Raw genomic sequence first — 14,890 nt, 5'->3', positions numbered from 1 at the left:
AATTCATCACACGGTAGCGGCAAATTTCGCAATTTGCGCTGCGGCACAGGATTTTCATGGATTACTTTATCATTGTCGTCACCACCGCCACCGGTCTGTATTTCCACTGGTGGCTTTACGTGCGGATCAAACGCTGGATGGACCGCGACCTGGCGTTAGCGCTGGCCGGAGGCGACGAACGCAAAAAAGCGTTCATGCTCCAGCAACTGGCGAACGCTCAAGCGCAAAAGATCAAGCGTCGAGACCTGCCGCAATGGCTGGAAGCCGCTGCGGAAGGCTATCCCGACCGGTAGACTGCTCAGGGTGCCAGACGTTCAAGAATCCAGTCAGCGCCTTGAGAGCGATAGTTGAGGCGATCATGCAGGCGGCTCGAACGGCCTTGCCAGAACTCGATGCGCTCCGGCAGCAAACGATAACCGCCCCAGTGTTCGGGGCAGTGAGGCTGGCTGTCGCTGAAACGTTGCTCGGTGTCCTTGAGCAGTGCTTCGAGCTCGGCGCGACCGGCAATCACCCGGCTTTGCGGTGAAGCCCAGGCACCGAGGCGACTGCCCAGCGGGCGAACCTGATAGTAAGCATCAGACTCTTCAGGCGTGACCTTCACCACCCGCCCTTCGATGCGCACCTGACGCTCCAGGGTCGGCCAGAAAAAGGTCATCGCCGCGAACGGGTTCGCAGCCAGTTGCTGGCCCTTGGCGCTGTCATAGTTGGTAAAGAAGGTGAAGCCCTGGGCATCCAGGCCCTTGAGCAACAGGATGCGGCAATGCGGCCGACCGTCCTGATCGACAGTGGCCAAGGTCATGGCGTTGGCTTCCACCGGTGCCTGCTCGGTTTTCACCGCGTCGGCGAACCATTGGTGGAACAGCGCGAACGGCTCGGCCGGGGCTTGCGCCTCGGTCAGGCCATCACGGGTGTAATCGCGGCGCATATCAGCCAGGGCCTTGGTCATGGCGCATTCCTTTTGGTTAACAAATCACTTCTTTGTGGTATCGGCGGCGGCGACTTTTTTCGTATCAGCTGCGGCTTTGGCGGGTGCAGTCTTCTTCGCCGGGGTCGCGGTTTTAGCCGGTGCCTTTTTTGCCGGGGCCTTGGCGGCTTTCTTGGCTGGCGCTTTTTTCGCCACGGGTGCAGCCGCTTTCTTCGCATCGGCGGGCGCTGGACTCACAGGCTTGGCAACCGGCTTGACGTCCTGGGCAGCCACCATGCGCACAGGTGCCGGGGCAGGCATGTTGTACTTGCTGAGCAAGGCGACCATGGTGTTTTGCGGAGTCACCAGCAGCTCCACGCGGCGGTTCAGGGCACGCCCTTCAACGCTGTCGTTGGCGGCACGCGGGGCTTCACTGCCCATGCCGCGCAGCATCAGACGATCGCGCTGCAGGCCGCTGAGACGGAAAATCGCTGCGACCGACTGGGCGCGCTCCTGGCTCAGCTTGACGTTGGCCGGTGCGGCACCCGAGGTATCGCTGTGGCCGAGCACCAGAACGGCCGTTTTAGGGTCGGCTTCAAGGATTTTCGCCACGCGGGTGAACGGACCCAGGGTGACCGGCAACAACATGGCCGGGCGGTCCGGGTTGAACGAGCCTTCGACCGGCGCCGTCACCACCAGCACGTTTTCACGGCGTTCCAGTTGCAGGTTGCTGTCCTTGATCGCTGTACGCAGACGTGGCTCATAGTCGTCGAGCCAGGCCTGGGTGACTTTCGGATCCGGCATAGGTACGGCTTTGACTGTGGTTTTTTCTTTGCCGCCGAACGGCCACCACCAACTACCGCCCGACTCGGCATCCGCCTTGGCCACTTCAACCGGTTTGGCTTCAGGCTTCACTTGCGGCTTGGCTGCAGCCTTGTCGGCGAGCTTGTCGGTTTTGTCATCGGAGCCGAACGGCCAGTACCAGGGGCTGCTGCTTTCTGTCTTGGCCACCGGGGCGCTCGCCGCAGGCTTCAACGGTGCGGGAGCCGATTCTTTGGCCGCGACCTTGTCTGAGGAACCGAACGGCCACCAGCTGCCGCCGTCCGCATCACTTTTCGGATTCTGTGCGCAACCGGTAATAGCGAAGCACAGTGCCAAGGCGAGGGTTGGTTTGGTTGACATTGGATATCCACAAAAATGAAGTCAAAAAATGATCAGGCCGATTCGGCCTGCATAAACAAATGATTTGAAACTGAAAAGGCTTTCCGGTTCCGGACCTGGGACCTTCCAGCGGGATTTACAGACAAGTGGCCAGTACTCGCACAAGCTTTTGTGCGCGCGGATCCATCAAGACGTACGGCCCCAGTGTATTTGTCACAAAACCGAATGCCACATCGTGCTCCGGATCAGCAAAACCGATTGAACCGCCAGCACCCGGATGCCCGAACGCTCGCCGGCCAAGGCCGAAGGTGGCATTGGGCACATCGGGTTGATCAAGCATGCAGCCCAGGCCGAAACGGGTCCGGGTCAGCAGAGTCTTGTCCTCGCCGATGCTGTGTTCGCGGGTCAATTCGTCGAGCATTTCGCCTTCCAGCAGGCTGCCATCGAGCAAGCCGGCATAAAACCCGGCCAGGCTGCGGGCATTACCGTGGCCATTGGCCGCCGGTTGCTGCATGCGCCGCCATTCCGGCTTGTTGGTGCTGGTCAACACCGACGGCGGGTTGGTGAAGGCCCGGGTGGTCATGGCGGTCGGTTCGCGCATGGTCACTTGCAGCAGGCGCTGGGCCGCGGCATCGCCGACGTTACCCTTGCCACGGGCGATGTGCGCCACACGATGAAACTCTTCATCGGCCAGGCCGACGTGGAAGTCCAGCCCCAGCGGCTTGGCCACCCGGGCCACGATGGATTCACCCGGCCCGCGTCCGTCGGCACGCCGCAGTAATTCGCCGATCAGCCAGCCATAGGTGATTGCCGCATAGCCGTGCCCCTCGCCCGGTGTCCACCAGGGCGCTTCGGCAGCCAGGGCGCCGACCATGGTTTGCCAGTCGTAAAGCGCTTCGGGGGCCAGCAACTCGCGCAGCGCCGGTAGACCGGCCTGATGGCACAGCAGTTGGCGCAGGGTCACGGACTCTTTACCGGCCGCGGCAAACTCGGGCCAGTAGCGGGCAACCGGTGCATCCAGTTGCAGCTTGCCTTCGGCCACCAGTTGCAGGGCGGTGACGGCAGTGAAGGTTTTGGTGCAGGAGAACAGGTTGGCGATGGTATCGCTGTGCCAGGCCTCGGCGCCGTCCTTGTCGGCGGTGCCGGACCACAGGTCGAGAACGGTTTCGCCGCCGATGCGGATGCACAACGCCGCGCCACGTTCCTGAGGATCGTCGAACAGCGCCGCAAACGCCTCACGCACTGCCTCGAACTTAAGCTCGTAATGACCCTGAATCTGCACCCGCAACTCCCCGGTAATCGCTTTACAAAGTGGCCCGCATTGTTCCAGCCCTTGAGGGTTTTGGGAACAGGGGCGGGCCGGGCGGTCAATCGCCCTCAGAAATGATCGGAAATTTTTGTCGTCTGTTCAGATGCCTTCGCGAGCAGGCTCGCTCCCACAATGGCTCAACGCGAACCCTGTAGGAGCGAGGCTTGCCCGCGAAGAACGATAACGCGGTCTCAGGTGTTAATGACCACTACCGGAATGCCCACCCGCATGCCCGGCGCCCTTCCCCGGACCTTTGCCGGCTTCGGCCTTGCGCCCGCCTTCGGCGTCATGACGGGCTTTATCCGCGTCGGCGCTGGCCTTCTGCGCCTCTTTGCCCAACTGATCGATGGCCGCCAGGTTGCTTTTGCGCACGCTGTCGACAAAGCCCTGGAATGGCAGATCGGTAATGCCCACCAGACCGAAATGCCCGTTTTCGCCATCCAGCAGGCGCCCGGTCACAGGTTGGTCGAAATACTGGAACCAGTGCACACCGACAATCGACGGCTCGCTCAGCGCCTGTTTGAGGAAGTTCGCATAGGCCGGGCCGCGGTCTTCCTCCTTCGGCAATTGCGTCACGCCACCCCAGAACGGACCGCGATCAGTCGAGCCGAAGTTGAACTCGGTGATCAGCACCGGTTTGTCGAGGCTGCGCAATTTGGCGAAGTCGTAACCGTCCTGGGGTTGCAGGGTGTACATGTTGAAGCTCAATACATCGCAATACTGCGCGCAGGATTCAACGGCCTCCGGGGTGCTGATGGCAAAGCGGCCACCGAGCAACATCTGGTTCGGTGCGTGCCATTTGAGCGAGTCGGAAATGGTCTTGAAGTAAGTGTCGGCGAAGACCTTCTGGAAGTATTTGAAGTCGGCCTCGATTTCCGGGTGTTCGGCACTCGGCAGGGGCGGCACGAAACCAGGGTCCTCCATCAACTCCCAGGCCGGCAGATCGATACCCCAGGCTTTGGAAAGACCCGCCTGGTTACGGTACTTGTCGCGCAGTTGCTTGAGGAACGCGCGTTTGGCCGGTACGTCGGTGGTCATTTTCAACGTGCCGTAGGCCAGCGCGTAACGGGCTTTCGGGTCGTCACCAGGACCGGCCCAGGCCAGTTCGTTGTCGGCGAAATACCCGATCAGCCAAGGATCGTCGCGATGGTCGCGGGCGGCGATGGCCACGGCGCGTTCGGTGGCCATGGCGAAACGCGGGTCAAACGGGTCAGGCATGCCGCCCCACCAGTCGTTGCCAGTACTGATGCTGGCGTAATCGCCGACGATCGACAGCGGCAGGGTGTATGGGACGCGTTCAGCGTCACCCAGCGCTGGTGCGCTCCAGTTGCCAACGGTGTTGAAGCCCCAGGCCTGCAGGCGATCAAGGGTCTGGCCGGCCCAGCGCTTTTCGTCGAGAGCCACTTTGCACGGTTCGGCCGGCGCGGGCTCGGCCGCTTTCGCCGCCGTCGCCTCCACGGCATCAGCCTTGGCGGCTTCGGCGACACCGGATTCGGTCGACGCAACAACCGGCTTCTCGGCGGCCTTCTCTGCCACTGCCTCTACCGCATCGGCCTTGGCAGCCTCGGCAACCCCGGCCTTGGTATCGCTGCCCAGTGCACAAGGGTCGCCGTACAGGCGTTGCAGATTGGCGCCATAGAAGTCGTACCAGCGGCCGAAATTGAAACCTCGGCCCTGATCGACACCGTTGCCACCACGGTTATCGCCCTCACCGAAATGATTGGCCAGCGGCTCGTCAGCCTTGGGCAGGGATTCGAACATCCCTTCGCGACCGGCAATGTAGGTCTGGTTGACGTCCGCTGCGACGGTGTTGACGCCCAGCGAATAGAACGGATACCCCAGCGGAGTTACCAGATACCAGCGGCCATCGCGCTTTTCGCTGCGAAAAAAACCGCTGCCCTTGAATGCCGGGCCCTGGGTCCAGCCTCCGAACTTGTCCAGCGATGCCTTATTGCGCTCGGCCAGCCAGGTTTTCAGTTGTTGCTGTTCCTTGGCGGCGGCGTTTTTCAGTTGCTCATCACTGCTGACTTTTTCCGGCCATTTGGCCCGGGTCGATTGGCCGTAGGCGTCCACCAGCCCACCGTAAACGGCTTGGGTGACCGCTTCGCCATCCTGTACGCCGAAGCGTTCAAGCAAAATGCTTTGAGCCGCTTTCGGTTGATCCATCGACAGGCTGACCGACACCACCTGGCTGCGATTGAGATCACCGCTGCTGCTGGCCAGCAATACACGCTGCCCATCCACCGTCGTCGGCATCGGTGGCCCGGCCTTCATGCCCTGGCTCAGCGGCGAAGTCGGCACCAGTGGCACCAACAATGTCTGCGCCGGACCTGCCGGCAGGTCGATGCGGCTGACCAGGGTCTTGCCGTCGTTGCTCTGGATTTGCACATAGAGGGTGATCGGCCAGTTCATCGCGCTCTGGATGCGAAGGCTCATCACCCCCGATTGCGACCAGTCCCAGGCGCCGGCCTGCGGGGCCAGGCGCAAGGTCGGCCGGGCGACCGGGTTGAACGTCACCCGACGCAACACTTCGCCTTCGGCGGTTTGTTCGGCGTTGGCTTGCGGCAGGTCGGCGTTCTCGGTCGAGACGCGCACCACATCCGCGGGGCGAACAAAGTTGAACAGGGTCTGCTGACCGGCAGGCGCCGCCAACAATGGGCCAGCGAAGATCAAGGCAAAAACGGCAGGCAGCGAACGGCGAATCATGAGAAGGAAATTCTCCCTAACGACCTCGATGGGCCAGTGGAAAAGCGATGACAGAGAGATAGACAACGCGGCGGGCAGAATTGCCCACCGGCGTATCAGGAAATTTCACGACGGAAGGGAGGCAACGCATTGAGGATCGCCTTGCCGTAGCGCTGGGTGACCAGGCGTCGGTCGAGCAAGGTGATGGTGCCGCGATCTTCTTCGGTACGCAGCAAGCGCCCGCAGGCCTGGACCAGTTTCAGCGAGGCGTCCGGTACGGAGATTTCCATGAACGGATTGCCACCGCGCGCCTCGATCCACTCGGCCAGCGCCGCTTCGACCGGATCATCGGGCACCGAGAACGGAATCTTGGCGATCACCACGTGTTCGCAATACGCACCGGGCAAGTCGACCCCTTCGGCGAAACTTGCCAGGCCGAACAGCACGCTCGAATCCCCACCATCGACCCGCGCCTTGTGCTTGTTCAGGGTTTCCTGTTTCGACAGGTTGCCCTGGATGAACACCTGCTTGCGCCAGTCGCGATCGAGACCGTCGAACACATCCTGCATCTGTTTACGCGAAGAGAACAGCACCAGCGTGCCCCGTGAGCCTTCGACCAGTTCCGGCAGATCACGGATGATCGCCGCGGTATGCGCGGCCGCATCCCGGGGATCGGCATTGAGGTTCGGCACCCGCAACACACCGGCGTCGGCGTGATGGAACGGGCTCGGCACCACGGCGGTCACGGCTTTTTTCGGCAGGCCGGCGCGCATGCGGAAGCGGTCGAAGGTGCCGAGTGCGGTCAATGTTGCCGAGGTCACCAATGCGCCGTAGGCCACGTTCCACAAATTGCGCCGAAGCATTTCCGCCGCCAGGATGGGACTTGCGTTGACCTCGATGTCGAACAGCGAACCGCTTTCGGCCAGGGTCAGCCAGCGCGCCATGGGCGGGTTGTCTTCCGGGTCTTCGACGGTGAACGCGGTCCACAACTCCCAGTTGCCCGAAGAACGGGACAGCAGGCTGCCGAACAGCGGATACCACTCCTCGGCCTGATTGCTGGCGATACCGATATTGACCTCGCCGTCCATGCCTTCCTTGAGCAAATCGGTGAGGCGGGTGAACAGGTCGGTCAGGCGGGCAAAGCCTTTCTTCAATTCGATGCCCATCTCGCGCATGTGCTCGGGAATCACCCCGCCGACGAATCGGTGACGCGGTCGCTCGCGCCCCTCGACGTCTTCGCCGGGCTTGAAATCGGCGATCTGCTCGCAAGCGGTGAACATGAACTGCTGCTGGGTCTTGATCTCCCGCGCCAGCTCCGGCACCTGCTCGATCAGCTTGCCCAGATCCCCTGGCAGTGGGTGTTGGGCCAGCAGCTTGGTGAGGTTCTTGGCCGTGGTTTCCAGCCAGTCGGCGGTGGAGCGCAGGCGCGTGTAATGGGCGAAGTGGCCGATGGCCTTGTCCGGCAGGTGATGGCCTTCGTCGAACACATAGAGGGTGTCGCGCGGGTCCGGCAGCACTGCACCGCCACCCAACGCCAGGTCGGCCAGCACCATGTCGTGGTTGGTGACGATGACGTCGACCTTGCCCATGCCTTCGCGTGCCTTGTAGAAGGCGCACTGGCCGAAGTTCGGGCAATGCCGGTTGGTGCACTGGCTGTGATCGGTGGTCAGGCGCGCCCAGTCGGCATCTTCCAGGGCGGTGGACCAACTGTCGCGGTCACCGTCCCATTTATTACCGGCCAGCTTTTCGATCATGCTGGTAAACAGCTTCTGGCTGGCCTCATCCACCTCGATCTTGAAGCCTTCCTCTTCGAACAGCTGCGCCGTGGAGGTTTGCGCATGGCCTTCCTGAAGCAGCATGTCGAGCTTGGACAGGCACATGTAGCGCCCGCGCCCCTTGGCCAGGGCGAAACTGAAGTTCAGACCGCTGTTGCGCATCAGGTCGGGCAGATCCTTGTAGACGATCTGCTCTTGCAGGGCGACGGTGGCCGTGGCGATCACCAGGCGTTTGCCGGCGGCCTTGGCGGTGGGAATGGCCGCCAGGCTGTAGGCCACGGTCTTGCCGGTACCGGTGCCGGCTTCCACCGCGACAATCGCGGGCTCGCCACTGCGCCGGCCTTCGTCGTCGGTGTCGATGTCCCCGAGAACCTTGGCGACTTCAGCGATCATCAGGCGTTGGCCGTAGCGCGGCTTGAGGCTCTTGGCTTCGAGAAAACGCGAATAGGCGCCCTGGATCGTGGTTTTGAGTTCAGTGCTGATCATGGATTGTCGGGCGCAAAAAACGCTGGATAAATTTTCAGTAGTTTCGGGGGGCGTTCTCACTTAGTTTTCCCGCCGCGTTGTCGCCTTAAAGCGGGCCAGGCAAGGCGCAGGCCGCTGGGAATGGTTGTTCCCTTTCCAAGGCCTGCAACGCAGCATGGCCCGCTTTAAGGCACAACCCGAAGGGCCGGGCCTGCTGTTGTGCAGGGCTGCGTTACTCGAAGCTTATTTGGAATGACCAAACCACGCTTCTCGCGCCTTGCCCTGCACAACAGCAGACCCGGCGCGGCGGGAAAACTAAGTGAGAACGCCCCCCAAATGGGTCGCTATCATACCCCGCTAATTAATCCCGCGCAGAACGGAGTACCCGAATGACCGCTTTTAGCCTTCTTTATAGCCTGCATGTCCTCGCCGCGCTGGTGTGGGTGGGCGGGATGTTTTTCGCCTGGATGGTCTTGCGCCCCGCGGCGTTCAAGGCGCTGGAGGGTCCCGCCAGGCTGAAGCTGTGGCTGGAAGTGTTTCAAGGTTTTTTCCGCTGGGTCTGGGTGGCGGTGGTGCTGTTGCCCGTCAGCGGCGTGGGCTTGCTGAATCTGCACTTCAACGGTTTTGAACTGGCCCCGCGTTATGTGCAGGTGATGATGGGGTTGTACGTGGTGATGACGGCACTGTTCATCCGGATTCAGGCGTTGATGCTGCCGGAGCTGCGCGCTGCCGTGGAGGCGCAGGATTGGCCGGTTGGGGCGGCGGTGTTGGGGCGGATTCGTCGGGTCGTGGGGATTAATCTGATAGTCGGGCTGGTTGTGGTGGCGATTGCTGCGGCGCGACCGATGTTCTGAAGTGTCATCCCTCCTGTGGCGAGGGAGCTTGCTCCCGCTCGGCTGCGCAGCAGTCGTAAAACCAGGCATCGCGTTTTGTCAGGGCTATGGGTTTTAGGGCCGCTTCGCGACCCAGCGTGAGCAAGCTCCCTCGCCACAGGTGAGCGCCAGACTTACAACCGCTGCACCGTCACCGCCCCCGCCGCTCCCGCCGGCCCCGGATGCCCATCAGCGCCAGGCTTGCCGCTCTTGCCACCATCGGTTTTATAGATGACACAGCCCTTGGCCTTGCCGCCCGCCCCCGGCTTGCCGCCAGGCCCGGCCAGGCCACCGGCACCGCCAGCCACCTGGACTTTGATCAGGTCTGCCGGGTAATCGCTTGGCACTGCCAGTTTGACCAACGCCCCCGGCGCTCCTGGCTGACCGTCACTGCCGTCACTGCCATCGGCACCGCGACCCGCCTGGCCCCAGGCGCAACCCGGCGCCTGGCCATTGGCCCCGTCGAGTCCGACGAACCCAGGCGCACCCGCACCGCCGCGAGCATCCACCAACAACTGCGGCGCATTCAAAGCCTTGATCTGCAGATTCAGATTGCGCCCTGAACGGGCAGCTTTCTGGTAAGTGCCTGGCGCACCGCGAGCGGTGATCTGGCTGCCCTCGGACAACTGGGCACGGCTGACCTTCAGTTCCAGCGCCTGTTCACTGGGCACGATCGCGATCCGCGCATCACGCCCCAGGTGCAATTCGCCGACGGTGACTTCGGTGACGTTGGAGGGAATGAGCAATGTGCCGTAGTCGGCCACTTCCAGGCGTTCCAGCTTCAAGGTGCTGGCGGTGTTGGGCAGGCGCATCAGCGAGTTGGTTTCGACGCTCACCACCTGGGCGCAGGCCAATGGGCTGATGAGTGCGGCGAGCAGACAGAGTTTACGCATGGGAAGCCTTAGGTGCGGTGGGAGCGGGAATGGTTTGCAGGTGAAAAACGCCGAAAATGATGATTTTCAGGCGATCGCGCCATGGGTGAGCGCGCCCCCTGAGGCTGCGAAAGCACAACAGCGCTTCAAGCAGATGGAGAGTCGCCAACAGGCCACCGGCCAGGTTGACCAGCGAGTGCAGCGGATGGATAAACGGCGTGAGCAGATTGACCAGCACCACCGACCAGAACAGCAGGGTCAACAGCTTCCCCAGCCCCCATAGCACCTTCATACGCCCCCCGATGAGAATTATTCTTTGCGCGCACAGTAACGGCTTCCACGCGGGATAAGCCAGAGGGCAAACGAAAATTCTTCATGAAGGCCGCCGAATGGCCGTCGCAGTGATGCGATTTTTCACCCGACGGCTCTATTTCGCGGTTCAGCGATTGATGTGCAACTCCACGCGACGGTTTTTCGCACGGCCTTCTTCTGTCTCGTTATCGGCCACCGGCTGACTTTCACCCTTGCCTTCGCTGGTGAGCTTGCCCGGCGTCACGCCCTGGCTCAACAGGTACTGCGCAACGCTGCTGGCACGTCGTTCCGAGAGGGCCTGATTGTAGGCATCGGCCCCGACGCTATCGGTATGCCCCACCACCTTGATACTCACCACGTCGGCGTCCAGCAGTTTGCTCATGATCGAATCGAGCTGGCTCTGCGCGTAGGGGGTCAGGTCGGATTGATTGAAGCCGAAAAACACGTCATTGCTCAACGTGATGACTTCAGGCTGTGCGGGCTCCGCTGGTTTCTCGCTGACCGGGTATTGCGGCAGCGGGCAACCGTGATGTTCTACAGGGGTATTGGCCGGGGTGTCGGGGCAGCGATCGCGTCGATCGAAAACGCCATCGTCATCTTCGTCGCCGTCCTGGGCATAACAGATCAAACCACCGCTCAAGATACCGAGCGCCGCTCCACCGGCCGCCCAACCGCTACTTCCAATAGCGCCCAGGCCTCCGCCGACCAGCCCGCCAATGACGCTGCAGATCGGCCAGGTACGTTGATTGAGGGGGGCGGTGCCATCACTGTGAGTAGCGCAACCGGTCAACAGGCTGCCAAGCAGCAGAACCGGCAAGACGGTCCGTGTGAGATTGGTCATTTTGAAAGCTCCTGTGTCACCGGCCAATGCCGGTCACACAGGAGTAAAGACCCGCATCCGCGACTGCACAAGCCGCGGATGCGAGGGACCTAACGCTCGATTTTGATTTCCGTGCGACGGTTCTGTGCACGGCCGTCGGCGGTTTTGTTATCGGCAACCGGCTGACTTTCACCGGCACCGGCAACCGACACGAAGTTGCTGCGCGGCACGCCTTGCTCGATGAGGTACTCAACCACCGAGTGCGCGCGTTTATCCGACAGTTTCTGGTTGTAGGTATCGCTGCCCACGCTGTCGGTATGGCCGGTAACGGTCAACCGGGCTGTAGGGGCCTCCGCTTTCAAACGAGTGGCGATCTTGTCGAGTACCAGTTTGTCAGACGGAGTGAGTGTGGCTTTGTCGAACTGGAAGTGAACATCGCGGATGACGATGGTTTCTTCCTTGACTACGACGACCTCTTCAACCACTGGAGCTGGAACTGGTGGAGGGCAACCATCGGCATCGACCTTCACGCCTCGAGGCGTACCTGGGCACTTGTCGCGACTATCCGGCACGCCATCGCCGTCTTCGTCGCCATCACCGTGAACCCAGCAATAGGCCGCCGCTGTACCGCCGACCACCAATGCTCCCCAACCAGCCCATGACGAACTTTCGATCGCACCAAGGCCCGCACCCGCGACACCACCGACTGCCGCACAGATCGGCCAGTCGGTTTTCTGCAAACCTGCACAACCAGTCAACACACTGGTTAGCAGAACCAGGGGTAACGCTGTCCGAACTATGCTCATCTAGTTTTCTCCTGAAGGATCGGCTTAGAACCGATTCAGGGAGTAAAGACCGGAGTTTAAAACTCCGCCAGCAATAGGCCATTGCTGTTTTGTCCCGTATTCACGGGGGAACGACACTTTTACGGCAAACCCGCTCTAGGCTCGAACTGGCGGGCAGGCTAGTCTTGGCAGATCTGAGTGAGGATCTTCGATGATTGCAGGTATTTCTTCGCGTACGCCGCAACAGGCGCTGGCCGCTTTGCTGGATCGTTACGCCCCTTCGCGCCTGTTGCTGATTGGCGCCAGCGAGTTCCCCGCCCTTGAAGCCTTCAAGCTCGCGCACCCGGACAGCTGTGTGGCGCACGCGGCACCCGGGGCGTTGCCTGCCGAACTGGCGGCGCGCCGGTTTGACCTGGCGCTGGTGGTCGACTGCCTCGAACACCTGCCCAAACGCGCTGGTCTGAATTTGCTCGGCGGCATCCGCAACCTCAATGCCAGCCGCATCGCGGTACTGGCCGACTTGCCGGCCAGCGGCTGGCAGGAAACGGATTTTTTCTCCCTGGCCCTTCAAGCCAGTGAACGCTTCCAGCGCGACGATCAGGTACTGACCCTGTTCACCTATGATCTGCTTGATTACAAACAAGTGCCCGACTGGCTCAACTCGCGGTTCTGGGCCAATCCGGAAAACTTCGGGAAATATTGGTGGTAACGCAATGAGTACATCCATTTGCCCTTGCGGCAGCGGCACCCTGCTCGACGCCTGCTGCGGTCATTACCATGCCGGCCATCCGGCCCCTTGCGCCGAAGCCTTGATGCGTTCGCGTTACAGCGCCTATGTGCTTGGCCTGATCGATTATCTCGTGGCCACCACCCTGCCCGCCCAGCAGGCCGGGCTCGATCGGCAATCGATCAGTGACTGGAGCGCCCAAAGCACCTGGCTGGGCCTCGAAGTGGAAAGCTCCGAAGTGCTCGGCGGCCAGCCGGAACACGCTTTCGTCACTTTCACCGCACGCTGGCACGATGGCAGCGGTGAACACAGTCATCGCGAACGCTCGTCGTTCGTACAGAACGCCGGCCGCTGGTACTTCATCGACCCCACCGTCCCACTCGACATCGGGCGCAACGACGCCTGCCCTTGCGCCAGCGGGCAGAAGTTCAAGAAGTGCTGTTCGGGGTATTTCGGCGCATGAGGTGATGCGCTTGAAAGATCGCGGCCAAAGGCTGCGATCTTTTAACGACTAGACTGGGGATCAAGGAGGACAACACCACCATGATCACCCGACGACTCACACACTATCTGCTCACCCTGACCTTTTGCCTGGGGCTCGGCGGCTGCGCCTCCTGGTTCAGCACCGATGAACCGGACCCCGAGGTGCATCTGGTCAAGGTTGAAGTGGTGCGGGCCAAGCTCATGGAGCAGAAATTCGTACTGCACTTTCGCATCGACAACCGCCGAGACAGCGAGCTGACCGTGCGCGGCCTGGAGTATCGCATTCACCTGGCTGATATTCTGCTGGCCGAAGGCGAACATGAACACTGGATCACCGTCGGCCCCAAGGCCAGTCGTTTCTATAAGGTGCCGATCCGCACCAACCTGTGGCCCAAGGTCAGAGACCTGGTCAAACAACTGAAAAGTCCCGAGCAGGCCATTCCCTATCGTCTGGAAGGTGAGATGGAAACCGGTTTATTCATCGCCCACTACGTGCACCTGACGCGTAATGGCGTAATAATCCCCGCCGATCTAATTCCGGAGCAACCCCGATGACCCAGCAACCCCATGTCCATGGCCCTGACTGCAACCACGATCATGACCACCATGATCACGACCATGGCCATGTCCACGGCCCGAACTGCGGCCACGCCCACCAGGAACCGGTGCGCAACGCCCTGAAAGACGTCGGTCGCAACGACCCTTGCCCATGCGGCAACGGCAAGAAATTCAAGAAGTGTCACGGCGCCTGATGCTTCGGGCGAAGAGTTTCTTCGCCTGTTGAATCGCTTTCGCGAGCAGGCTCGCTCCCACAGTGGATCTGTGCCAGACACACATTTTGTGTAGGCGAGCAGATTTAATGTGGGAGCGAGCCTGCTCGCGAAGAACTAGAAAACGCCGCGTTGAACCTGTAAGCACGCGTTATCGTTATCGACCATCGCGAGCAAGCTCGCTCCTACAACGTCAGGATCTGCACGCTGCTGACCACGGTCGCGTACTCCCCATGCAGATTCCCCAGCGACATCCCATGCACCTCCTCGGCTGACCGGGCATGACCGAAGAAATCGGTCTTGTCGAAGGTAAAGCACGCATCCTCCACCACCCACGTATCAAACCCCAGATTGCCCGCCGTTCGCGCCGTGGATTCCACCGAGTTGTGGGTCGCCACGCCCACGATGACCAACTGCCCGATCCCCGCTTCGCGCAACCCTGCCTCCAGTGCCGTCGAACAAAACGCATCCGGCACCTGCTTCTGAATCAGTTGCTCGCCAGACAATGGCCGAAACCGCTCCTGAAACTCCACACCTGATTGCTGTGGCCAGAACACCGAGTCTTTCGAGCGGGACAAGTGCTGCACGTGAACGATCGGTCGCTCGCTGCGGCGCCAATAGCCCAACAGATCCAGGATGCGCTCCTCGGCTTGAGGATTATTCCGGCGACCCAGTCTGGGATGGAGGATGCCTTTCTGTTGATCGATGATGATCAGTGCTGCGTTTGTCTTGAGCTCCATGCTTGTTTCTCCACCACTATTGCTTGAATAGTCGAAAAGATCGCAGCCTTCGGCAGCTCCTACAAGATGTCCGCCAATCATTGTAGATACCGTCTTGTCCCTCATCGGGCAAGCGCAAAATTCGGGTCAAATGGCTGGCCCGATTTAAGAACGGCGTAGACAAAATGTAGGAGCTTGCGCATTGCTGCACAGATGATCTGTTTGGGGGCC

General features: G+C 61.2%; 16 protein-coding genes. 6 read left to right on the top strand and 10 right to left on the bottom strand.

Features of this window, described 5'->3' with window-relative positions; all coding sequences use genetic code 11:
• Positions 1 to 56: 56 nt before the first annotated feature.
• On the top strand, positions 57 to 293 hold the full coding sequence (locus CKW21_RS18405; protein ID WP_095195382.1) for a hypothetical protein: 237 nt from the start codon (positions 57 to 59) through the stop codon (positions 291 to 293).
• Positions 294 to 298: 5 nt separating this feature from the next.
• Here CKW21_RS18405 and pdxH read toward each other — a convergent pair whose 3' ends face one another.
• The 5 genes from pdxH to dinG all read right to left on the bottom strand — a co-directional run bounded on the left by pdxH (position 299) and on the right by dinG (position 8,320).
• Complete coding sequence (gene pdxH, locus CKW21_RS18400) at positions 299 to 946, bottom strand: pyridoxamine 5'-phosphate oxidase (protein ID WP_095195381.1); 648 nt, start codon at positions 944 to 946, stop codon at positions 299 to 301.
• 24 nt (positions 947 to 970) lie between these two features.
• Positions 971 to 2,086, bottom strand: coding sequence for an OmpA family protein (locus CKW21_RS18395; protein ID WP_095195380.1), 1,116 nt, complete (start codon positions 2,084 to 2,086; stop codon positions 971 to 973).
• 115 nt (positions 2,087 to 2,201) lie between these two features.
• Positions 2,202 to 3,347 carry a serine hydrolase domain-containing protein gene (locus CKW21_RS18390; protein WP_095195379.1) on the bottom strand — a complete coding sequence of 382 codons (1,146 nt, stop codon included), beginning with the start codon at positions 3,345 to 3,347 and terminating at the stop codon, positions 2,202 to 2,204.
• A gap of 225 nt (positions 3,348 to 3,572) precedes the next feature.
• Positions 3,573 to 6,080 carry a beta-galactosidase gene (locus tag CKW21_RS18385; RefSeq protein WP_095195378.1) on the bottom strand — a complete coding sequence of 836 codons (2,508 nt, stop codon included), beginning with the start codon at positions 6,078 to 6,080 and terminating at the stop codon, positions 3,573 to 3,575.
• 95 nt (positions 6,081 to 6,175) lie between these two features.
• Entirely contained in the window at positions 6,176 to 8,320 is a 2,145-nt protein-coding gene (dinG, locus tag CKW21_RS18380) for an ATP-dependent DNA helicase DinG (protein WP_095195377.1), read from the bottom strand.
• A 368-nt stretch (positions 8,321 to 8,688) separates the two neighbouring features.
• On the opposite strand from dinG, the gene CKW21_RS18375 reads away from it, so the two are divergent.
• Entirely contained in the window at positions 8,689 to 9,153 is a 465-nt protein-coding gene (locus tag CKW21_RS18375) for a CopD family protein (protein ID WP_095195376.1), read from the top strand.
• 152 nt (positions 9,154 to 9,305) lie between these two features.
• On the opposite strand, the gene CKW21_RS18370 is transcribed toward CKW21_RS18375, so the two are convergent.
• The 4 genes from CKW21_RS18370 to CKW21_RS18355 form a co-directional block, all read right to left on the bottom strand.
• Positions 9,306 to 10,064, bottom strand: a complete 759-nt coding sequence (locus CKW21_RS18370; protein WP_095195375.1) for a collagen-like protein — start codon at positions 10,062 to 10,064, stop codon at positions 9,306 to 9,308.
• Positions 10,057 to 10,335 (bottom strand): DUF1145 domain-containing protein, encoded by a 279-nt coding sequence (locus CKW21_RS18365; RefSeq protein ID WP_095195374.1) that lies wholly within the window; start codon positions 10,333 to 10,335, stop codon positions 10,057 to 10,059. The genes CKW21_RS18370 and CKW21_RS18365 overlap by 8 nt, the downstream gene beginning before the upstream one ends.
• Positions 10,336 to 10,482: 147 nt before the next feature.
• Positions 10,483 to 11,196, bottom strand: a complete 714-nt coding sequence (locus tag CKW21_RS18360; protein WP_095195373.1) for an OmpA family protein — start codon at positions 11,194 to 11,196, stop codon at positions 10,483 to 10,485.
• Between the two features lie 89 nt (positions 11,197 to 11,285).
• The gene (locus tag CKW21_RS18355; RefSeq protein WP_095195372.1) at positions 11,286 to 11,981 is read right to left on the bottom strand and encodes an OmpA family protein; all 696 of its coding nucleotides are present in this window, start codon (positions 11,979 to 11,981) and stop codon (positions 11,286 to 11,288) included.
• A gap of 190 nt (positions 11,982 to 12,171) precedes the next feature.
• Between CKW21_RS18355 and CKW21_RS18350 the strand changes: the two genes are divergently transcribed.
• The 4 genes from CKW21_RS18350 (at position 12,172) to CKW21_RS18335 (ending at position 13,922) form a co-directional block, all read left to right on the top strand.
• Positions 12,172 to 12,669 carry a DUF6231 family protein gene (locus CKW21_RS18350; RefSeq protein WP_095195371.1) on the top strand — a complete coding sequence of 166 codons (498 nt, stop codon included), beginning with the start codon at positions 12,172 to 12,174 and terminating at the stop codon, positions 12,667 to 12,669.
• A gap of 4 nt (positions 12,670 to 12,673) precedes the next feature.
• The gene (locus CKW21_RS18345; RefSeq protein WP_095195370.1) at positions 12,674 to 13,150 is read left to right on the top strand and encodes a YchJ family protein; all 477 of its coding nucleotides are present in this window, start codon (positions 12,674 to 12,676) and stop codon (positions 13,148 to 13,150) included.
• 80 nt (positions 13,151 to 13,230) lie between these two features.
• The gene (locus tag CKW21_RS18340; RefSeq protein ID WP_095195369.1) at positions 13,231 to 13,725 is read left to right on the top strand and encodes an LEA type 2 family protein; all 495 of its coding nucleotides are present in this window, start codon (positions 13,231 to 13,233) and stop codon (positions 13,723 to 13,725) included.
• Positions 13,722 to 13,922 carry an SEC-C metal-binding domain-containing protein gene (locus tag CKW21_RS18335; RefSeq protein ID WP_034146774.1) on the top strand — a complete coding sequence of 67 codons (201 nt, stop codon included), beginning with the start codon at positions 13,722 to 13,724 and terminating at the stop codon, positions 13,920 to 13,922. The genes CKW21_RS18340 and CKW21_RS18335 overlap by 4 nt, the downstream gene beginning before the upstream one ends.
• 203 nt (positions 13,923 to 14,125) lie before the next feature.
• On the opposite strand, the gene CKW21_RS18330 is transcribed toward CKW21_RS18335, so the two are convergent.
• The gene (locus CKW21_RS18330) at positions 14,126 to 14,680 is read right to left on the bottom strand and encodes a cysteine hydrolase family protein (protein ID WP_095195368.1); all 555 of its coding nucleotides are present in this window, start codon (positions 14,678 to 14,680) and stop codon (positions 14,126 to 14,128) included.
• Positions 14,681 to 14,890 lie beyond the last annotated feature (210 nt).

The organism is Pseudomonas sp. Irchel 3A7 (genome assembly GCF_900187565.1).
In the GTDB taxonomy this organism is placed as follows: Bacteria; Pseudomonadota; Gammaproteobacteria; order Pseudomonadales; family Pseudomonadaceae; genus Aquipseudomonas.
The sequence above is the reverse complement of the archived record's forward strand: the minus strand, read 5'-3'. Positions and strand labels throughout refer to the sequence as shown.